The organism is Lachnoclostridium sp. An138 (assembly GCF_002160765.1).
GTDB classification, from domain to species: Bacteria; Bacillota; Clostridia; order Lachnospirales; family Lachnospiraceae; genus Laedolimicola; species Laedolimicola faecalis.
In genome coordinates this window covers 344960-366306 of record NZ_NFLF01000001.1, presented here as the reverse complement: position 1 = coordinate 366306, position 21347 = coordinate 344960, and the positions used below count along the sequence as shown (strand labels likewise).

The following is a 21347-nucleotide window of genomic DNA, read 5'->3' as shown; positions in this document are numbered from 1 at the left end:
AATCACAGACGAGGGAGATATTGAGGCAGAAGCCTTGATATAAAAATTTATTTCATCATGCGAGGAGGAAAAGCAAAATGAAAAAGATGAAACTTTTGGCATTATCCGCAGTACTCTGCCTGGCGCTGGGCGCGACGGCACAGGCAGCCGGAAGCAGCTCCGGCGTAGTGCAGGTATCTCAGGAACCGGTGAAGGCGTCAGTGACGGACAAAACAACGGGTGAGTCTCTGGGCGAGACCGATGTAGTTCCGGCTATTGCTTCCGGCAGTACAGAGGTAAGCGCTGAAGAAGCAAAGAGCGCTCTTGGAATCAGCAGCGATGATTATGATTCCTATGTGCTGGATGTGACTCTGCAGACGCTGGATGAAAAAACAGTGGATTTGAGTAGCGGCAGCATTGATGTTACTTTCAAGATACCAAGTGTAACTCCCAGCTCCAAGGTGGCAGTGCTTCACTGGGCAGACGGAAGCAACACTCCGGAGTCTCTGCCGGCGAATGCAGGCGATGGAACTGTGACAGCTACCTTTACTTCTTTCTCTCCGGTTCAGATTCTTGTGGCAAATGAGTCGTCTTCCGGTGATTCCGGTTCTGGAAGCTCCGGTTCAGGAAGTTCCGGAAGCTCCAGCTCCGGAAGCTCCAGCTCCGGAAGCTCCAGCTCAGGAAGCTCCAGTTCCGGAAGCAGCACGGCTCCGGCAGCGGTATCCCCGAAGACAGCGGAAGGCTCTGAGCTCTATGTGGCGGCGGCAGTGGCAGTCCTCGCTCTGGCCGGAACCGTAGTTTTCACAAAAAAGGCACGTTCCTAAGCAGAGAAAACAGATAAAGAAAAAAGGCGTCAGCCGGTACGTTCCGGCAGGCGCTTTTTTCTTTGATACAAAACTCATAACATAAAATTTACATGTACTTTACCGGCTCATGATAGATAGAAAACAGAAACAGGTGTTAGACTGAAAACAAAAATCTGGAGGATACAGGGAGAGTTGCAGATGAAAACAGGAAAATACGCAGTTTTAGCTATCATCATTTTTCTGGCCGTTCTGGGGTTCTCGGCCTGTCTGGGGATTGGCGGCGGCCAGACAGCCGGGACCGGTCAGGAGGCAGATACGGTGATAGGGAACGGAAGGCAGAGCCTGAGAATTCTGTCCGGTTCGGAGAATCAGGAGCTGGAACCGATTCTTGAGGATTTTTCCAGGGAAAGCGGAATCCGGGTTGAGATGACCTATCAGGGTTCTCTGGATATTATGCGGGCGCTGGAACAGGATGAGATAGCGTATGACGCAGTCTGGCCGGCCAGCAGTCTCTGGCTGAATGTGGGGGATACTGGGCACAGAGTAAAGCATGGAGAGTCTATTTCCATATCGCCGGTGGTGTTTGGAATCCGCCAGAGTCTGGCGGAGGAGCTGGGCTTTGTGGGCCGGGAGGTCTCGGTGCGTGACATCCTGGACGCCATCACGGCCGGGAAGCTGAAGTTCTGCATGACCAGCGCCACCCAGTCCAATTCGGGAGCCAGCGCCTATATCGGCTTTCTCTATGCGCTCCTGGGGAATCCGGATATGATTACGGAAGAGGATCTGGAAAATGAACAGCTGCAGTCGGATATTCAGGCGCTGCTTTCCGGCGTGGACCGTTCTTCCGGAAGCTCGGACTGGCTGAAGGATATGTTCCTGGAAGGCGGTTATGACGCCATGGTGAACTATGAATGTCTGATTATCCAGGCCAATGAGGAACTGGAGAGCCGCGGAGAGGAGACGCTGTATGTGGTCTATCCGTACGACGGCCTTACGCTGGCGGATTCGCCTCTCGGCTATGTGGACAACGGGGATGATGACAAGGAGACGGCATTTCTGGAGCTTCAGGAATACCTGCTTTCGGAGAATGTGCAGAACGAGATCCAGAGGACCGGACGGCGCACCGGATATACAGGTATTTCGGATGAAAACAGGGACGTCTTCCGGACGGACTGGGGAGTGCAGCCGGACCGGGTACTCTCCACCATGAGGATGCCTTCCACAGACGTGCTTTTCCAGGCTCTGAACCTGTATCAGACAGATTTTAAAAAGCCTTCTCTGAGCATTTACTGCCTGGATTACTCGGGCAGCATGTCCGGAAAGGGAAATGAGCAGCTGGTGGCGGCCATGGAGCAGCTGCTGATTCAGGAGAATGCGGAAAAGAACTTTCTGCAGGCCTCAAAGGACGAAGTCAATGTGCTGATTTTCTTTGACGATCAGGTGCTGGCAGAGTATACGGCTGTGGGCTCCGGAGCGGAGCTGGAAGCCCTGTATGATAGAGTGGAGAGCCAGGACACCGGTTCCGGGACAGATATGTATGTGGCAGCGGAAGAAGCGCTGAAGGTGCTTTCCCACTACGATCTGTCTCAGTATACGCCGGCGGTGATCCTGATGACGGACGGTATGTCCGGAGGCTCCTTTGACGCGTTTATGGAACAGTATCAGGAGCTTGGAGAAGACGTACCGGTTTTTTCCATCATGTTTGGAGACGCGGATTCGGAACAGCTGGAGGAACTGGCAGAGGCTACGAATGCCCGCGTATTTGATGGCAGAGAAGATCTGATAGACGCGTTCAGAAAGGTGAAGGGATATAACTAATGAAGGAAATGGTAACAGCCCTGATTTCCGCTTTGATTTCCTGCGCCGTGTTTCTGCTTCTGTTTCTGGCAGCTGGCTGGAATCTGGCTGCGGCCGCTCTGCTCTGTATTCTGCTGTATTTTGGTCTGGGGCTTATTCTGAAGCCCAGAAAGAAAATCGGCGGAATCGATGTGGAGAAAATACAGGGTGGAGAGGAGCTTCAGAAGCTCCTTGAGGAGGCGCGGAAGGATCTGAAGCAGATCAGCAGGGCGGCCCGGGAAATTACAAACATAAAAGCGAAAGAGGATGCGGAAGCTCTGGAGGCGGGCGGACGCCGGATTCTGTCTTATCTGGAAGAAAATCCTGAAAAAATCAGCATGGCGCGCCGTTTCTTTACTTATTATCTGGATACGGCGGCCGGTCTGCTGGAGCGCTATACCCAGCTGCAGGAGACAGGGCTGCGCACGCCGGAGGTTACGGAGGCCCTCCGGAAGACTGCCGGGACTTTCCCGGTGCTGAATGAGGTTTTTGAAAAGCAGTTTACCAGATTGATGGAAGGTGAACTCATGGATGTGGAGGCAGAGATCAGCCTTCTGGAAAATACATTGAAAATGGAGGGCGGACAGTGAAAGCAAAGCTTGCGGGACTTGGAATTCTGCTCCTGGTAATCCTGCTGGCCGCGGTCTATACCATGCTTGGCAGGAGCCGGACGGCGGCAGAGATTTCCGGTTATGTGGGGGGAGAGAAAATCGGTCTTCTGGAGGACGAAGAGGTCCAGGATCTGATTCAGAGAAAATATCATCTGAAAATCGACTACTCCAGAGCCGGGTCCATAGAAATGGTGACAGCGGATCATACGGGAATGGATTTTCTGTTTCCGTCCAGCCAGACGGCGCTTGAGCTCTACGAGACGCAGTTTGGAAATCCGGTAAAAAGCGAGATTGTGCTGAATACGCCGATTGTACTTTACGCGAGAGCGCCTGTAGCGGAGACTCTTCTGAGGGAAGGAACCGCCTGGGAGGAAAACGGGGTCTGCTATGTGGATATGGAAAAGCTGGCCGGCTGCATCGAAAACGGAACTGCCTGGTCTGAGATCGGCCTGCCGGAGCTGTATGGAAATGTCACAGTATCCACCACCGATCCCACAAAATCAAATTCCGGAAATATGTTTGCGGGGCTTCTGGCCAATACGCTCTGCGGCGGGACTGCGGATGAGACGACGGTGGAAGCGGTTCTTCCGAGACTGCAGACGATTTTCCGGAACCTGGGATATATGGAAAGCTCATCCTCCGATCTTTTTGAGCAGTTTCTGAAGACAGGTATCGGGGCAAAGCCGATGATAGCAGGATATGAAAACCAGATTCTTGAGTTTGCGGTGGAAAATCCGGAAACCTGGGAGCAGGTAAAAGAGGATATCCGGATCATGTATCCGAGTCCTACGGTCTGGTCTTCCCATGTCTTTATCGCTCTGGATGAGCAGGGTGCCGCAGGCATAGACGCGCTGATGGATGAAGAGGTTCAGAAGATGGCGTGGGACCGCCACGGCTTCCGCACAGGAATCAACGGCTCTGCTTCCGGTACAGAGCAGTTCGGTGTGGACGGGGTGGCGGATGAAGTGACCCGTGTGATGAATATGCCGGACGCGGATACCATGGAGCGTATCATAGAAGCGCTTCAGTAAATGGGAAAAGCAGCGGAAAGAACCACAAATCTATAATGATAGCAGGAGAATAAAGAATGGCAGAACAGATTAGTCTTGAGGCTCTGGCCCAGAGAAAGAGTATGCAGGCCGCGCCGGCGGCACAGCCGGGGAGCGCGGCTCAGATAGAGACGAAGATAGAGGCACAGATAGAGATGCTGACGCCGGAGCAGAAGAAACGGGTCAGCGAAATCCGGGACAGCATTGACCTGATGGATTCCCAGGCGGCGGTCCAGTATGGAGCAGGCGCCCAGAGAAATATCTCCGGGTTCGCAGACAATATTCTGACGCAGATCCGCAGTAAGGACAGCGGTTATGTGGGTGATATGATGTCGGAGCTGATGCTGAAGGTAAAGGACGTGGGAGTCGATAAGCTGGGAGAAAAAAGCCTGCTGGACAGAATTCCCGGTTTCAAGGACGTATCCAGGAGCCTGAAAAAGTTTATGCAGCGCTATGAGACGCTGGAAGTTCAGATTGACCGCATAGAAGGCGAGCTGGATAAGGCGCGGATGGAGCTTTTGAAAGATATCGGCATGTTTGACAGCCTTTACGAAAAGAATCTGGAATATTTCCGGGAACTGCAGGTCTACATTGTGGCGGGAGAAGAGAAGATACAGGAGATCCGCACGGAGACGCTGCCGTCTCTGCGGGAGCAGGCCAGGGAAAAGGGCGATCCCATGAGCGCCCAGCTGGTGACGGATTTTGAAGACACGGTGAACCGCTTCGAGAAAAAGGTTCATGATCTGAAGCTGAGCAAGACCATCGCAATCCAGACGGCGCCGCAGATCCGGCTGATTCAGAATAATGACAAACTGCTGGTGGAGAAGATTCAGACAGCGGTTCTGAATACCATTCCTCTCTGGAAGAGCCAGATTGTGATTGCGCTGGGCTTAAGCCGCCAGCAGAGCGCGCTGAAAATGCAGAGAGAGGTATCGGATACCACCAATGCTCTTTTGAAGAAAAACGCAGAGCTTCTGAAGCAGAATACCATCGATGTGGCGAAAGAGTCGGAACGGGGGATTGTGGACATCGAGACTCTGAAAAAGGTAAATGCGGATCTGATTGAAACCATTGAAGAGACAATCAAGATTCAGCAGGAAGGGCATACAGCCAGACAGAGCGCGGAAACAGAGCTTGCCGGAATCGAGAATCAGCTGAAGGCTGTGCTCCTGGAGGCGCGGGACAGAAAACAGGGGTAGGAAAGACCCGGCGGCGTTGCCGCCGGGGAAAAAGCCGGGAGCCGGCGGAGGGCTCCTGGCATATTTTTTATGCAGGTACTTGATTTTTACAGAAGGCCCATGCTATACTATTACAATGACTGTAAGTATGTGCTGAAAACTGTATCCGCAGCCGGAACAGCAGCGCACTTTCTATATGATATTCTGTGCAGTCCTAAAGAGGTATACAATTTAAGGAGGAAAATAGAAGATGAGTTTACAGGTGGAAAAATTAGAGAAGAACATGGCAAAGCTTACCATTGAGGTGTCCCCCGAGGAACTGGAGGGCGCTCTCCAGAGAGCTTACCTGAAGAATAGAAAGCAGATTTCCATTCCGGGCTTCCGTAAGGGCAAGGTACCGCGCCAGATGATCGAGAAAATGTATGGTCCCCAGTTCTTTTATGAGGACGCTGTAAATGAGCTGATCCCCAGCGCCTATGAGAAGGCTGTGGATGAGTGCGAGCTGGAGCTGGTATCCCGTCCGGAGATCAGCGTGGAGCAGATCGAGAAGGGCAAGCCCTTCATTTTTACAGCAGAGGTGGCAGTGAAGCCGGAAGTGACTCTTGGAGAGTACAAGGGCATCGAGGTAGAGAAGGCGGATACCGCAGCCACAGACGAGGAAGTAAACGCAGAGATTGATAAAGAGCGCGAGAACAATTCCAGAGCGATCACAGTAGAGGATCGTCCGGTACAGGATGGGGATATGACTGTGATTGATTTCGAGGGCTTTGTGGACGGAACGCCTTTTGAGGGAGGAAAGGGGACGGATTATCCGCTGACCATTGGTTCCGGCGCGTTCATTCCGGGCTTCGAGGAGCAGCTTGTGGGCGCTGAGATTGGCAAGGAAGTGGAAGTAAACGTAACCTTCCCGGAGGATTACCATGCAAAGGACCTGGCAGGAAAGCCGGCCGTATTCAAGTGCACGGTAAAGGAGATCAAGGTAAAAGAGCTGCCGGAGCTGGATGATGATTTCGCTCAGGACGTATCCGAGTTTGACACGCTGGAGGAATATAAGGCAGACGTGCGCAAAAAACTGGAGGAGAAGAAGGCAGCTTCCGCAAAGGCAAAGAAGGAAGACGAGGTCATCGAGAAGATCATCGAGGGCGCTCAGATGGAGATTCCGGATGCCATGCTGAAGACTCAGGCTGAGCAGATGGTGGATGAGTTCGCGCAGAGACTGCAGATGCAGGGACTTTCCATGGATCAGTACATGCAGTTCACAGGTTCTACGGTAGACGCTCTGGTAGAGCAGTCCAAGCCCCAGGCCCTGAAGAGAATTCAGAGCCGTCTCGTACTGGAGGCAGTGGCTGCCGCTGAGAATCTGGAAGCTACCGATGAGGAGCTGGAAGCAGAGTACGCGCGTATGGCAGAGCAGTACAAGATGGAAGTGGATAAACTCAAAGAGCTGTTCAGCGATGCGGATAAGAAGAATATCAAAGAGGATCTGGCAATTCAGAAAGCCGTTGATCTGGTAACGGAAGCGGCTGTGGAGAAATAAGGATTCTGCGTAAAAGTGCGGAAATAATTCAGAAATCCTGACAGAACCTGACAGAAAGGAAATGATAAGCATGATGAATATGAGTTTGGTACCTTACGTCATTGAGCAGACCAGCCGGGGAGAGCGTTCCTATGATATCTATTCCCGCCTGCTTAAGGACAGGATTATCTTTCTGGGGGAGGAAGTGACGGATGTATCCGCAAGCCTGGTAGTGTCTCAGCTGCTGTTTCTGGAGTCTGAGGACCCGGGAAAGGATATCAGCCTGTATATTAACAGTCCGGGCGGTTCCGTGACCGCGGGTATGGCGATTTACGATACGATGCAGTATATCAAGTGTGATGTGTCCACCATCTGTATGGGCATGGCTGCCAGCATGGGAGCCTTCCTGCTGGCAGGAGGAGCAAAGGGAAAGCGCATGGCGCTCCCCAATGCCGAAATTATGATTCATCAGCCTTCCGGCGGAGCCCAGGGCCAGGCCACAGACATCAAGATTGTGGCGGATCATATTCTGAAGACCAAGAAAAAGCTGAACGAGATTCTGGCGGCCAATACAGGACAGCCGCTGGAGGTCATTGCGGCTGACACCGAGCGCGATAATTATATGAGCGCGGAGGAAGCGGTTGCCTATGGACTGATCGACAGCATTGTGACAAAGAGAGCATAAAAGGAAGATTATAAATGGCCAGGATTAGTGATGATAAGATAAGGTGTTCCTTCTGCGGAAAGACAGGGGATCAGGTCCGGAAAATGATTTCCGGGCCCAGCGGGACCTACATCTGTGATGAGTGCGTGGAGCTGTGCGCAGAGCTGATCGAAGAAGAATTCGAACAGGACGAGATAGAACGGGGACCGGAAGAGATCAACCTGTTAAAACCCAAGGAGATCAAGGCCTTCCTGGATGATTATGTGATCGGGCAGGATGAGGCAAAGAAAGTGCTTTCCGTAGCGGTGTACAACCACTATAAGCGGATTCTTGCCATGGAAGACAAGAAGAATTCCGATGTGGAGCTGCAGAAGAGCAACATTCTGATGCTCGGGCCTACCGGTTCCGGAAAGACGCTGCTGGCGCAGACGCTGGCGCGGCTTCTGAATGTGCCCTTTGCCATTGCGGACGCCACCTCTCTGACAGAGGCCGGCTATGTGGGCGAGGACGTGGAAAATATTCTGCTGAAAATCATTCAGGCAGCCGATTATGATATCGAGCGCGCCCAGCACGGCATTATCTATATCGATGAGATTGACAAGATTACAAGAAAGTCTGAGAATCCGTCCATTACCAGAGACGTATCCGGCGAGGGCGTGCAGCAGGCTCTTCTGAAGATTCTGGAGGGAACCATTGCTTCCGTGCCGCCCCAGGGCGGAAGAAAGCATCCCCATCAGGAGCTGATTCAGATCGATACCACCAATATCCTCTTTATCTGCGGAGGAGCCTTCGAGGGTCTTGAGAAGATCATAGAGCGCCGTATGGATCAGAGAACCATCGGTTTTGGCGCTGAGCTTGGAAAGCCCAATGAAGAGGACAATGTGGGCCAGTTGCTTCGGAAGCTCCTTCCGGAGGATCTGGTTAAATTCGGAATGATTCCGGAGTTCGTGGGACGTGTGCCTGTGACAGTGGCGCTGGACGCCCTGACTAAGGAGGACATGGTACGGATTCTGGTGGAGCCGAAGAACTCCATTGTAAAGCAGTACAAAAAAATGTTCGAGCTGGATGGCGTGAAGCTTTCCTTTGAGAGGGAGGCCATCGAAGCCATCGCAGAGCAGACGGTAAAGCGTAAGACGGGAGCGAGAGGCCTGCGTGCCATTATGGAAGGCATTATGCTGGATACCATGTATGAGATTCCGTCAGATGAGAGCATTACCAATTGTATGATAACAAAAGAAGTCGTGGAAGGAACGGGCAAGCCTGTGACGACGAGCAATGAGGTGAGATTCCGGGCGTAACCCGGAATCTCATTGTATATACGGCATAAGAAGAAAACAGGAGGAACGTCAGTTGAATGACCTGATTGAGACTTTACCCGTAGTGGCGCTGCGGGGAATGACCATTCTTCCGGGTATGGTAATACATTTTGATGTAAGCAGAGAACGTTCGGTAAAGGCCATTGAGCAGGCCATGCTGAAAGAACAGAGGATCTTTCTGGTAACTCAGAAGGATGTTCAGGTAGAGCAGCCGGGGCCGGAGGATCTGTACCGTATCGGCACCATCGCGTCTGTGAAGCAGGTAATCAAGCTGCCTCACAATGTAATCCGGGTGCTGGCAGAAGGACTGGAGAAAGCAGAGCTGTCTCATTTTTCCCAGGACGGAGAGTTTCTGGAGGCAGAGGTAATCCGTTTTGAGAGTGAGGACGCGCTGGAGAATCTGGACCCTGCTTACGGAGAGGCTATGGTTCGGAATCTTTCCGAGACATTTCACCTGTACTGCAGGGAAAGCGGAAAGGTAGGGAAGGAGCTGGAACGCCAGATTACGGAGACGGCGGATCTGGAGAAGCTGATGAAGGAGATCATGATCAACCTTCCCCTTTATTACGAGGATAAGCAGAAGCTTCTGGAGACAGTGACTCTGTCGGACCGCTATGAGCTTCTCTGCGCACAGATGAATAAGGAGATAGAAGTTCTGCGCTTTAAACGGGAACTTCAGGAAAAAGTGAAGGCCCGGGTGGACAAGAACCAGAGAGAGTATCTGCTGCGGGAGCAGCTGAAAGTGATCCGGGAAGAGCTGGGAGAAGATACGGCGGGCTCCGATGCCGATCATTTCCGGGAAGAGCTGACAAAGCTGAAAGCATCCAGAGAGGTTAAGGAAAAGATTGAAAAGGAAATTACGCGTTTTCAGAATATAGGGAACAATTCCTCTGAAAGCGCAGTAATCCGGGGATATATTGAGACCCTGCTGGAGCTTCCCTGGGATAAGGCATCGAGAGACAGCACAGACCTGAAGCGGGCAGAGCAGATTCTGAATGAAGATCACTATGGAATGGAAAAGGTGAAGCAGCGGGTGCTGGAATTTCTCGCCGTGCGGATTCTGACCAAGAAGGGACGCAGCCCGATTATCTGTCTGGTGGGACCGCCCGGAACCGGAAAGACATCCATTGCCCGCTCCATTGCCAGAGCTCTGAATAAGAAATACGTACGCATTTCCCTGGGCGGCGTCCGGGATGAGGCGGAGATTCGGGGACACAGAAGGACCTATGTGGGCGCCATGCCCGGCCGCATCGCGGCCGGTATGCGGCAGGCCGGCGTGAAAAATCCGCTGATGCTGCTGGATGAGATCGACAAGGTCAGCAGCGATTACAAGGGAGATACGGCCTCCGCTCTTCTGGAGGTACTGGATTCCGAGCAGAACAACCGTTTCCATGACCATTATGTGGAGATTCCGCTGGATCTGTCGGAGGTGCTCTTTATCGCCACGGCCAACGATGTGCATACGATTCCGCGGCCGCTTCTGGACCGCATGGAGTTGATTGAGGTCAGCAGCTATACGGAAAACGAAAAGGTGCATATTGCCAGAGAGCATCTGATTGCCAAGCAGATGGAAAAGAACGGCCTGAAGGAGGGGCAGCTCTCCATCAGCGCCAAAGCTCTGGAGCAGCTTATACACGGTTATACGAGAGAGGCCGGAGTGCGTCAGCTGGAGCGGAAACTGGGAGAGGTCTGTCGGAAAGCGGCCAGAGAGATTCTCGAGAACGACAGAAAATCTGTAAAGCTTACAGAGAATAATCTGGAGAAATATCTGGGCAAAGTTCGTTATATCTATGACATGGCAAATGAAACGGATGAGGTAGGAATCGTCCGCGGTCTGGCATGGACCAGCGTGGGAGGCGATACGCTTCAGATCGAGGTCAATATCATGCCCGGACGGGGAGAAATCTCTCTGACCGGCCAGCTGGGCGATGTGATGAAGGAATCGGCCCGGACAGGCTTAAGCTATATCCGTTCCGTCAGTGAAAATTATGGAATCGGAAAGAAGTTCTTCCGGGAGCATGATATACATATCCATATACCAGAGGGGGCTGTCCCCAAGGACGGGCCTTCGGCAGGCATTACGATGGCCACAGCCATGCTGTCGGCCATTACGGGAATCCCGGTCTACGCGTCGGTAGCCATGACAGGGGAGATCACCCTGCGGGGACGCGTGCTTCCCATCGGCGGACTGAAGGAGAAGATTCTGGCCGCAAAGAGCGCCGGTATCAAGACGGTCATTGTGCCTGCCCGGAATAAAAGAGATGTGGAAGACATTTCACCGGAGATCAAAAAGGGTCTGCGCATTGTATATGCGGAGCAGATGAAGGATGTATTAGAGGTAGCCTTTCATGAAAATTAAAAACGTAAGTCTGGAGACGGTCTGCGGCATCACCAGCCGTCTTCCGGAAAATAGTCTGCCGGAGATCGCTTTTGCGGGAAAATCCAACGTGGGGAAATCGTCTCTTATCAATGCGCTGATGAACCGCAAGGCCCTGGCGAGAACCTCGGCCCAGCCGGGGAAAACCCAGACCATCAATTTCTACAACATCAATGACGCCATGTATCTGGTGGATCTGCCCGGCTACGGCTACGCGAAGGTAGCCCAGGAGATACGGGAAAAATGGGGAAAGCTCATCGAGCGTTATCTCCATGGCTCAAAGCAGCTGCGCGCTGTCTTTCTTCTGATTGATATCCGCCACGAGCCGTCTGAGAATGACCGCCGGATGTACGAGTGGATTGTCTATAATGGATACGATCCGATTATCATTGCCACCAAGCTTGACAAGATCAAGCGCAGCCAGACAGAGAAACAGCTGAAAATTCTGCGGACAGGTCTTGGCGTAAAGCCCGGAACAAAGATGCTTCCTTTTTCGGCTCTCACCAAGCAGGGAAGGGACGAGATCTGGGCCGTGATGGACGAAATACTGGAAGAGAATTAAGTCAAATAAGACGCCGGCAGGCGGAAAAGAGGGATTCCGGCTCCCGGCAGCTGACGGGGTGACAATATGAACAGCAGCTATATGAAAAGTTTTGTGAACATTTTACTGTCTTTGGCGGCACTGCTTCTGGTCTGTCTTCTTCTTCCGAGACTCCTGGTGTTTTTCATGCCTCTGGTCATAGGATGGATCATTGCCATGATCGCGAATCCGCTGGTCCGTTTTATGGAAAAGCGGATGAAAATTGTCCGGAAGCACAGTTCCATGCTGATTATTATTGGAGCTGTAGCACTGGTGGCAGTGGGCGGATATTTTGCGGTATCCAGAATTATACGGGAAATTTACGGGTTTATCGGGACGCTGCCGGAACTGTACAATGCTCTGCTTCAGGATCTGGCGGAGACGGAAGATAACCTGCAGGGAATCGCGTCGCGTTTCCCGCCGAACCTGACAGAAAGCCTGTCGGGATTGATTGACTCTCTTACGAATTCCCTCGGTGATGTGGTCAGTACCATAGGAACTCCTACGGTGGCAGCGGCCGGCAGTATCGCCAGAAATATTCCAAACGTTCTGGTAAATGTGATTTTCGCGGTGCTTTCCGCCTATTTTTTCATTGCGGAACGGGAAAAGATTCTGCAGTGGGTCCGGGAGCATACGCCGGCGTCTCTCCGTGAAAAATGGATTTTTATTACCGGAAACTTTAAAAAAGCGGTGGGCGGATATTTTAAGGCTCAGTTTAAAATCATGGGTGTGGTGGCGCTGATTCTGTTGATCGGTTTCTGGATTCTGGGGATTAATTATGCGGTGCTGTTTGCGGTACTGATTGCGATTTTGGATTTTCTGCCTTTCTTTGGGACAGGGACGGCGCTGATTCCCTGGGCGGTGCTGAAGATTCTCAGCGCTGATTACCAGTTCGCGGTGGGGCTTATTATTATTTATCTGGTAAGCCAGCTGGTGCGCCAGCTGATTCAGCCGAAGATTGTGGGAGATACCATAGGCCTGAATCCTCTTGTGACACTGTTCTGCATGTTTATCGGTTATAAAGTGGGCGGAATTCTGGCTATGATTATCGCCGTTCCTATCGGTATGATTCTGATCAGCCTGTATGAATCCGGTGCCTTTGACGATCTGATAGCGGATGTGAAAAATTTGGCGGAGGGGCTGAACAATTACCGGAAAGATAAATAGAAGAAACGGAATAGTTCCTGTCAAAGGTGAACTGGCAGCGTTTCATTCAGAAATAAACAGAAATAAAACAGAAACAAAAAATGAGCCGTGCGGCAGAAGAGGGATATCCAGGAGCTTTGTTTTCAAAGCCTGTCTTTTCTGCCGCACGGCTTTTCTGCTTTTATGGCTGCAGGGACGCAGAGCGGGTTTATTCCCGCAGGTAGTGAGCCAGGCGGACGGCGGCCAGGCAGCCTTCTTGATTTTGTGCCTGCGCGCCTATTTGGCGAACGCCGCGAGGATAAGCGCCCTGTGGGCGCAAATACCCTGCCCCCTGGGGTACTGCCAGTTTGCTATCCGCTGCATGCGGCGGGGATTCGATGGTAGAACAGATTACTTACTTCCCGGCACACAGACGTTACAGCAGCTCTTTCATAATGGAAGCATAGAGGCTCTGGCTTTTATCTCTCCAGTGGCTGCAGATGGCTTCGGCCTGCTCCTTTACGGGAACGGTCAGTGTCAGGTCGATCAGCACGGAATCCTTTTCCAGAACACGGCAGCGGGCCGCGAACTCACCGGAATCTGTCTTATAGTAATCGGCCGGTGTGGAAATCTCATTGCGCAGCTCATAGCTGTGTTCCTGGAGAAAGGAATCGATTTCCTCACGGATGGCGGGAGAGATTTTCTGTATAAAGTAGGAGAGAGTCTTCCGGCCTTCCTCTGTGATCCGGTAAAGGGAGGTATTCCGGACAGTTTTTACCCTGAGGAAACCGGTCTCGCTCAGTTCGGACAGAGCTGTCTGAACCGTGAAATAGTCGGTATACTCTTTTTCCAGAATAAATTCGGAAAGCTGGGCGTTACTCATGGGAAAGTTTACTTTATCCAGCAGATAAAGAATAATCAGCTTGTACAGAGTAAAGGTATCTGCCATAACTGGTCTCCTTTCATGATAAGAGGCTTTAAGAGGCGCATGTCCTGCTTTTGGCCGGAAAAAGCGGCGCAGCAGAATTCAGGGAGAATAAAGGCGTCCCTGGAAGGTATTTCTTCTTTTCAGCTCTTTCTGAATGGTGTTCAGGACCTGGCGTTTGGCCTGGCTCCATTCCGGCGCAATGAGAAGGTCCTTTGGACCGTCGCCGGTGAGCCGGTGTATCACCAGATCCGGCCTGCAGACTTCCAGGCAGCGGATCACCAGGTCCACATATTCGTTCATAGTCAGAATGTGAAAACCTGTATGCTGGTAATAATCGGCCAGATCGGTATGCTTTAATATATGCAGAAGCTGAAGCTTTATGCCTGCAGCCGGCGTACTGTTCACGTAGCGCATGGTGTCCAGCATCATATCCGCTGTCTCGCCGGGAAGGCCGAGAATGGTATGGACGATGATTTCGATCCCTCTGGCTTCCAGCTCCTTTACAGCCCGGTCAAAGACCGGCAGGGGATATCCCCGCCGGATGAAGGAGGCGGTCTTTTCGTGAATGGTCTGAAGCCCAAGCTCCACCCAGACAGGTTTCCTGCGGTTCAGTTCCTCCAGAAGCTCCAGCACCTCTTCTCCCAGGCAGTCCGGACGGGTTGCGATGGAGAGAACAGCGATCTCCGGACAGGAGATGGCTTCCGTAAAGACGCGCCGGAGATGCTCCACGGGGGCGTAGGTATTTGTATAAGCCTGGAAATAAGCGATATACTTCTTTACAGGACGCTTTCCTGCAAGACGCCGTTTTCCGTCCTCGATCTGCTCCTGTATGGAAAGCTGAGGGCTGGCGGCAAATTCTCCGGACCCGCCTTCGCTGCAGAAGATACAGCCGCGGGTACCAAGCGTGCCATCCCGGTTCGGGCAGGTACATCCTCCGTTCAGCGTCAGCTTATACAGTTTTTCTCCAAATCGTTCCCGAAGGTCATCGTTCAGGGAACGGAAGCGGCTGTCAGTCAAAAACGTATTCTCCTTTGTGATGTCTGTCATTTTCAAAGACAATTATAGGTGGAAAGCGAAAACATGTCAAGAAAGTCAAAAAGCCAGGAAAATGGGGGAGCATAAGGCGGGTGGAGGCATAAAGCAGATGGAAAGGAAAACCATAAAACAGATGGAAGGGAAAACTTTATTGATATTTCGGTGTAAATGAGCTATAATAAACTAACTATGTGATGATATCCAGGTGGCTAACTGGGACAGGCTTTTTGATATCCTGTCTGAAATAATTTGCATAGTTCAGGAAAAGCGCCGAGTCGTGCCTACTTATTTGATAAAAAGTAATAGCAGGAGGAAGAAAATATGAACGAATATCAGGAGCCTTACGAAAAGGAAATCAGCCTGACGGAGCTTTTGTTTTTCTGTTTGAAAAAATGGCGCTGGATCGTGGCAGCCATGATAATTGTGGCAGTGCTGGCCGGAGCCTACAAATATCAGTCCACGGTGCAGAGCAATCAGACGAAGCGGGAAGCCCAGCTGCTGGCGCAGGAAGACGGAGAGGAAAAAGAGGCGGAAGTAATCTCGAATCCGAATATCGAGTATTACAATCTGGCTATTGAGAACCTTCAGGATGAAATGAAAGGGCTGAGAGATTATATTGACAGCTCAGTGATTATGCAGCTTGATCCCTATAATCTGCCCACAGGAAATCTGAGCTTTTATCTGAATACAGAAGGGGCTGCGGAGACGGTCAGAAACAGTCTGATCAGTGCCTATGAAGATTTTGTCACGGACGGAAGGCTGGCTTCCGAGATTCTCGGGACAGGCAGGGAGATTTCTGAGTCTGAGCTCCAGTATCTGATTTCTTTTGAGAGTGAAGACCGCCCTGTCATGGAAGAAAACTATGAACTTTCAGACGGAAGCAGCAGTTCCCAGATTCAGATAGCCGGTATCGGAGAGAGAAAACCGAATATATTCCGGATTCAGATTACCGCAGAGAACGAGGAGAACTGTGCGGATTATTTGGAAGCTGCAAAGCAGGCGATAGAAGATTATTCCGCGCAGCTTCAGGAGCAGATCGCTGCCCACACAGTTACGCTGATGTCAGAATCACAGACAGAGCGCATTGACAGAGATATTCAGACATATCAGAATGAAGTGCTGAATTCCTATACTTCCACATTTACTCAGCTGAAGAATATGCAGACGGAGCTGGAGACTGTGGTGGAAGAAGAAGGCGAGACCATTGTGGTCGGCGAGACCGTCAGCTATGAAAGCCCGGTAAGAGAGGCGGTGAAGTTCGCGGTTATCGGCCTTGTTCTGGGAGCGTTCCTGGCAGCCTTTATCATAGTAGTCATTTATCTGATGAGCGGAAAGCTGCAGAGTACAGAGAGTTTCCAGGAAGAGTTCGGCATGCCCATGCTGGGACAGATTACAAAAAGCCCGGCTAAAAAGAGGCTTTTTGGTTTTGTAGACGGATGGCTGCAGCATCTGGAAGAGGGCGAGTATGCGGATGTGACTTATGAGGAGCAGTTGAAGATTGCGGCTGCAAACCTGAAGACAGCTGTGGCAAAAGAGGAAGGACTCAAGAAGATAATGCTTGCGGGTACTATGGCAAAGGAAGAGGCGGAAGCTTTTGCCGGCAGCCTGGCCTCCGAACTGGAAGGAATTACCCTTTCCTCCTATGAGCGCATTGTCTTTCAGGCATCTGCGCTGGAGGAAATGGGCAGCTATGATGGGATTCTTTTTCTGGAGAAAAAGGGAGCTTCTTATACAAAGCTGATTAAAAAAGAGAAGGCTCTGGCTGCGGAAAGAAATGTCTGCGTGCTGGGAGCAGTGGTACTGTAGATATCGATCTTATAGAACAGAGGAAAAGGATAAGGGAGCCTTGGGTGATGCCGGGGCTCCTTTTTGTTCCAATGTATGTGTTATCCAGGGACCGGCTCCTTTATAGCCGGGACATTACCCTCAGTTGACAAGGACACTGAAACAGCCCTGTCCTGACCGTGTGTGTTCTTGTCAACTGAGGGTATCATAAATGGATTATAAACTCTGTAAAGCCAGGATAAAAAACACTTGCTTTTTTACTGACGGTCTAATATAATGAGAGCATATGCGGAAAAAGACAAATGTTCGCTATAGAAAGACATTTCAAAATATGCCGCAGGGAAAGTACAGGAGGAAGAGAGATGTATTCATTAGAGGAAGTGAGAGCGGTTGACCCGGAGATTGCAGCCGCGATTGAGGCGGAAATGAACCGTCAGAACAGCCATATTGAGCTGATTGCGTCAGAAAACTGGGTATCCAAAGCAGTGATGGCAGCCATGGGGAGCCCCTTAACCAATAAATACGCGGAAGGTTATTCAGGGAAACGGTACTACGGCGGCTGTGAATGCGTGGACGTAGTGGAAAATCTTGCTATTGAGAGAGCAAAGAAGATTTTTGGCTGCGAGTATGTGAATGTACAGCCTCATTCCGGAGCACAGGCTAATATGGCAGTGCAGTTTGCGATGCTGAAGCCTGGAGATACGATTATGGGACAGAATCTGGCTCATGGAGGCCATCTGACACACGGAAGCCCTGCTAACTTTTCCGGAACTTATTTTAATGTGGTGCCTTATGGAGTCAATGACGACGGAGTGCTGGATTACGATGAAATCCGCCGCATCGCTCTGGAGTGCAAGCCAAAGATGATTATAGCCGGAGCCAGCGCCTATGCCCGTACTCTGAATTTCAAGCGGTTCCGTGAGATTGCGGACGAGGTGGGAGCGTATCTGATGGTAGATATCGCTCACATTGCGGGACTTGTGGCGGCAGGACTTCATCCGAGCCCGATTCCCTATGCTCATGTGACGACCACAACCACGCATAAGACCCTGCGCGGACCCCGCGGCGGAATGATTATGTCAGATGCCGAGACTGCAAAGAAGTTTAATTTCAACAAGGCTGTATTCCCTGGAATTCAGGGAGGCCCGCTGATGCATGTGATTGCTGCAAAGGCAGTCTGCTTTGAGGAAGCTTTGAAGCCGGAATACAAAGAATATCAGGCGCAGGTTGTCAAGAATGCCCAGGCGCTCTGCAAAGGGCTGATGGACAGAGGCATTAAGATTGTATCCGGCGGTACGGATAATCACCTCATGCTCGTGGATTTGACGCCCTTTGATCTGACTGGAAAGGATGTGGAGCATCTTCTGGACGCAGCCAACATTACTGCTAACAAGAACACCATTCCGAATGACCCCAAATCCGCCTTTGTCACCAGCGGTATCCGCATCGGCACACCGGCGGTTACTTCACGCGGCCTGAAGGAAGAGGATATGGAAACCATAGCTGAGGCGGTAGCTCTGATGATTAAGGAAGGCGAGAGCGCTACAGAGAAGGCGAAGGCCCTGGTAAAGAGCTTGACGGACAAATATCCGCTGGATATGTAAAGGAGTATTTTGAAATGCGAACGCGTTGGTGTACAAGGAACATTGTTCCCTGCGCATCGACACCGTATTGCTATTGCATGGAAGCATGAAGCAGAAAAGATGAGAAAAGCCCCGGAATCTGGAGAAAGATTCCGGGGCTTTCTACGCAGCAGTTTCGGGAAATATCCTCGTTTAACTAACATAATATTAAAGAATTCTTAAATAGTTTTTTCGAAATTCTTGTGCTATACTTGAGCTATATGATACAAGATATGGTATTTGAGCCTGAAACAAAAGGAAAGACAGGGCTGAATACCGGCAGGAGACTGACAGACATCCGTATGCTGTCAGAGGGCGGGAGAAGACAGAAATGGCGCAGAAAAGAGAAGCTGTGATTCAGGTGAGAAACCTGTATAAAATATATCGGATCGGCGAGAACCGGGTCAGGGCGCTGAACGGGGTAAGCCTGAATATTTACAAAGGAGAGTTCTGTTCGATTGTTGGCCCTTCCGGTTCAGGAAAATCCACGATGCTGAATATGCTGGCCGGTCTGGAAAAACCCACAAAGGGGGAGATTGTTATAAGCGGTACCCATCTGGAAAATCTGAATGAAAGCCAGCTGGTCCGTTTTCGAAGGGAACATGTAGGCTTTATCTTTCAGTCCTTCAATCTTCTGGGAACCATGAACGCGGTGGAAAATGTGGCGCTGCCTTTGATGTTCCGGGGAGTTCCCCGAAAGAACCGGCTGGAAAAGGCGGATAAGATGCTGGATCTGGTAGGACTGTCGAAGCATAAAAACCACAGGCCGAATGAAATGTCAGGAGGCCAGCAGCAGCGGGTGGGCGTGGCCAGAGCGCTGGTGGTGGAGCCGGAAATCATATTTGCGGATGAACCGACCGGAAATCTGGATTCCAACACATCAGCCGAGGTTATGGAGCTGATGAAAAAGATTGTGCGTGAACAGAATCAGACGCTGGTTATGGTAACCCATGATAATCATCTTGCCAGCTTTGCAGATAGAATATTCCACATTATCGACGGAAAGATCGTGCAGATAGAAGACAATCGAGGAAAAGGGGAGGTAGTACGAAAATGAGGAACCTTGGATTAGCAAAAAAAGCACTTCTGCTGGCGCTGTGCGCCGCGCTTGCCGTTCCGGCGGCGGGAATGGGATGGACACCGCTGACAGCGGAGGCGGCGCAGACTGGTGAGGGAACGGGCAGCAATGTTGATGCAAAGACTGTACCGGAAGAAGAGGATAAAACCCCGCCAGATCCTGCACAAGAATTAGCAGATGCAAAAACAGACGCGAAAGCGCAGCTTGACGATTATTATACATCTATAGAAGCTTCTGTTCCAGCAGATAAAAAAGAAGAACTAAAAAAAGTTGTCAGTGATGCAAAAAATGTTATAGACACAATGAAGACAACGACAGGAGTTTCTGATCATTTATCATTGACCAAGACAAAAATGGCATCTTATATTCCGTCAAATGATAATACTGGAACGGAAACTCCCCAGGAGGACCCTCAGCCTTCCACTACTAACAGCAACATCATGATCGGCGGCAACTGGGTGACGCCGGTGGCGAACGCGGGCCAGTATGTCAATGTGGTGCTCCCGGTGGTCAATATGGGACGGAGCTGGGTGGATCATGTGGTGGTGACTCCGCAGATCAGCCAGGACGCGGCTGCATGGCCCTTTGAGATTGAGACGTCGAATTACAGCCAGACGATAGAGGGACTTCCTGGAACGGATGACGGTGGTTCTGATATGGACAGACGCCGTGAGCTGACCTGGACGCTGAAGACGCGGAAAGACGCGCCCAGCGGATATGTGCCGATCAATTTTACGGTGAGCTATGAGGATGAAAATAATGTTCTGACCAATGTGACGCTGACTTCCTATGTAAAGGTAGTGGGTACCACAGGCGTGTCTGCGGATGGAAAAGCTTCCACGCCGCGGGTGATCGTCACAGGTTTCTCTACAGATCCGGAGACGGTTCACGCAGGCGAGACCTTTACCCTGACGCTCCATATGCAGAACACTTCTCAGGCTACAGCGGTAAAGAATATGGTATTTGACATTCAGGCAGCCAGTGAAAGCACGGATACCACCTATGTGGCCGCGGCATTTCTGCCGACGGCGGGTTCCAGTACGATTTTTGTGGACCAGATTGCGCCGGGAGCCACAAAAGATATCTCCATGGAGATGGAGGCGCGCGCGGACCTGTCCCAGAAGCCGTATGTGGTAAATGTGAAGATGAACTATGAGGATGAGAACGTGAACGCCTATGAAAATACGGCCAGCGTTTCGATTCCGGTCCGCCAGGAGGCGAGGATTGATACCAGCAGCATTGAGGTGATGCCGGAATCCATTGAAGTGGGCTCTGAGGCGAACGTCATGTTCAGCATTTACAATATCGGAAAGACACAGCTTTATAATACAACAGTTAAATTCATAGGGGATTCCATTACCGGTGGAGAGACTTATCTTGGAAACATCGCGCCGGGTGCCACGGGAAATGTAGATGCGTATTTAAGCGGAGCCGCGGCTACGATGGATGATGGTGTAATAAAAATTGAAATCACCTTTGAGGATGAGGCCGGTGAGGCGACTACGGTAGAGAAAGAAATGAATCTGTTTGTCACTGAACCCTATTATCCGGAGATGGATATGGATATGATGGCTGATCCGATGGCGGATCAGGGCGGCGGTTTTAAAATCTGGTATGTGCTGGTGCCGCTGGCTCTTATCATTGCCGCTGCAGCAGTCATTGTGGTTATCCTCAAAAAGAAGAAGAAAAAAGCTCAGGCGGCCCAGGAACTGGCTGATCTGGATGAAGAGCTGGATGATCTGGAGGATGTAGATGTAAGCCTGGATGAAGAAGACACCGGAGCAGAAAGCTCAGAGACAGAGGCTCCGGACACAGAAGCCTCTGAGGAGGAAACGGCAGAAGGCAGCGAAGAAAAGGAGTAG

17 protein-coding genes are annotated in these 21347 nt (G+C 51.1%); 15 read left to right on the top strand and 2 right to left on the bottom strand.

Annotation, left to right across the window (positions count from 1 at the left end; genetic code table 11):
• The first annotated feature begins 77 nt into the window (after nucleotides 1–77).
• The 11 genes from B5E82_RS18055 (at nucleotide 78) to ytvI (ending at nucleotide 13079) form a co-directional block, all read left to right on the top strand.
• Nucleotides 78–803 carry a hypothetical protein gene (locus tag B5E82_RS18055; RefSeq protein ID WP_162610673.1) on the top strand — a complete coding sequence of 242 codons (726 nt, stop codon included), beginning with the start codon at nucleotides 78–80 and terminating at the stop codon, nucleotides 801–803.
• Between the two features lie 180 nt (nucleotides 804–983).
• Entirely contained in the window at nucleotides 984–2603 is a 1620-nt protein-coding gene (locus B5E82_RS01605; RefSeq protein WP_087305617.1) for a VWA domain-containing protein, read from the top strand.
• Nucleotides 2603–3211, top strand: a complete 609-nt coding sequence (locus B5E82_RS01600) for a 5-bromo-4-chloroindolyl phosphate hydrolysis family protein (protein WP_087305615.1) — start codon at nucleotides 2603–2605, stop codon at nucleotides 3209–3211. Before B5E82_RS01605 ends, B5E82_RS01600 begins: the two co-directional genes overlap by 1 nt.
• A complete protein-coding gene (locus B5E82_RS01595) occupies nucleotides 3208–4263 on the top strand; it encodes a substrate-binding domain-containing protein (RefSeq protein WP_087305613.1) in 1056 nt (351 codons plus the stop codon). The genes B5E82_RS01600 and B5E82_RS01595 overlap by 4 nt, the downstream gene beginning before the upstream one ends.
• Before the next feature lie 56 nt (nucleotides 4264–4319).
• Nucleotides 4320–5480 (top strand): toxic anion resistance protein, encoded by a 1161-nt coding sequence (locus B5E82_RS01590; RefSeq protein ID WP_087305611.1) that lies wholly within the window; start codon nucleotides 4320–4322, stop codon nucleotides 5478–5480.
• A gap of 229 nt (nucleotides 5481–5709) precedes the next feature.
• Nucleotides 5710–6996, top strand: a complete 1287-nt coding sequence (tig, locus tag B5E82_RS01585) for a trigger factor (RefSeq protein ID WP_087305609.1) — start codon at nucleotides 5710–5712, stop codon at nucleotides 6994–6996.
• Between the two features lie 70 nt (nucleotides 6997–7066).
• Nucleotides 7067–7660 (top strand): ATP-dependent Clp endopeptidase proteolytic subunit ClpP, encoded by a 594-nt coding sequence (gene clpP, locus B5E82_RS01580; protein WP_275532771.1) that lies wholly within the window; start codon nucleotides 7067–7069, stop codon nucleotides 7658–7660.
• 14 nt (nucleotides 7661–7674) lie between these two features.
• Nucleotides 7675–8937 carry an ATP-dependent Clp protease ATP-binding subunit ClpX gene (gene clpX / locus B5E82_RS01575; RefSeq protein WP_087305608.1) on the top strand — a complete coding sequence of 421 codons (1263 nt, stop codon included), beginning with the start codon at nucleotides 7675–7677 and terminating at the stop codon, nucleotides 8935–8937.
• 52 nt (nucleotides 8938–8989) lie between these two features.
• Nucleotides 8990–11314: an endopeptidase La gene (lon, locus tag B5E82_RS01570; protein ID WP_087305606.1), complete on the top strand. Its 2325-nt coding sequence runs from the start codon at nucleotides 8990–8992 to the stop codon at nucleotides 11312–11314.
• The gene (yihA, locus tag B5E82_RS01565; RefSeq protein ID WP_087305604.1) at nucleotides 11304–11894 is read left to right on the top strand and encodes a ribosome biogenesis GTP-binding protein YihA/YsxC; all 591 of its coding nucleotides are present in this window, start codon (nucleotides 11304–11306) and stop codon (nucleotides 11892–11894) included. Before lon ends, yihA begins: the two co-directional genes overlap by 11 nt.
• 93 nt (nucleotides 11895–11987) lie before the next feature.
• Nucleotides 11988–13079: a sporulation integral membrane protein YtvI gene (gene ytvI, locus B5E82_RS01560; protein WP_242966218.1), complete on the top strand. Its 1092-nt coding sequence runs from the start codon at nucleotides 11988–11990 to the stop codon at nucleotides 13077–13079.
• Between the two features lie 394 nt (nucleotides 13080–13473).
• On the opposite strand, the gene B5E82_RS01555 is transcribed toward ytvI, so the two are convergent.
• Together B5E82_RS01555 and B5E82_RS01550 are read right to left on the bottom strand one after the other, a co-directional pair.
• Nucleotides 13474–13986: a DUF4364 family protein gene (locus B5E82_RS01555; RefSeq protein WP_087305601.1), complete on the bottom strand. Its 513-nt coding sequence runs from the start codon at nucleotides 13984–13986 to the stop codon at nucleotides 13474–13476.
• Between the two features lie 78 nt (nucleotides 13987–14064).
• The gene (locus tag B5E82_RS01550) at nucleotides 14065–15012 is read right to left on the bottom strand and encodes a TIGR01212 family radical SAM protein (RefSeq protein WP_087305599.1); all 948 of its coding nucleotides are present in this window, start codon (nucleotides 15010–15012) and stop codon (nucleotides 14065–14067) included.
• A gap of 309 nt (nucleotides 15013–15321) precedes the next feature.
• Between B5E82_RS01550 and B5E82_RS01545 the strand changes: the two genes are divergently transcribed.
• The 4 genes from B5E82_RS01545 to B5E82_RS01530 all read left to right on the top strand — a co-directional run bounded on the left by B5E82_RS01545 (nucleotide 15322) and on the right by B5E82_RS01530 (nucleotide 21347).
• Nucleotides 15322–16806 carry a hypothetical protein gene (locus tag B5E82_RS01545; RefSeq protein ID WP_087305597.1) on the top strand — a complete coding sequence of 495 codons (1485 nt, stop codon included), beginning with the start codon at nucleotides 15322–15324 and terminating at the stop codon, nucleotides 16804–16806.
• Nucleotides 16807–17147: 341 nt separating this feature from the next.
• Nucleotides 17148–18389, top strand: a complete 1242-nt coding sequence (gene glyA, locus B5E82_RS01540) for a serine hydroxymethyltransferase (protein ID WP_087305595.1) — start codon at nucleotides 17148–17150, stop codon at nucleotides 18387–18389.
• A 349-nt stretch (nucleotides 18390–18738) separates the two neighbouring features.
• Nucleotides 18739–19464 (top strand): ABC transporter ATP-binding protein, encoded by a 726-nt coding sequence (locus B5E82_RS01535; protein ID WP_087305594.1) that lies wholly within the window; start codon nucleotides 18739–18741, stop codon nucleotides 19462–19464.
• On the top strand, nucleotides 19461–21347 hold the full coding sequence (locus B5E82_RS01530; RefSeq protein ID WP_087305592.1) for a COG1361 S-layer family protein: 1887 nt from the start codon (nucleotides 19461–19463) through the stop codon (nucleotides 21345–21347). Before B5E82_RS01535 ends, B5E82_RS01530 begins: the two co-directional genes overlap by 4 nt.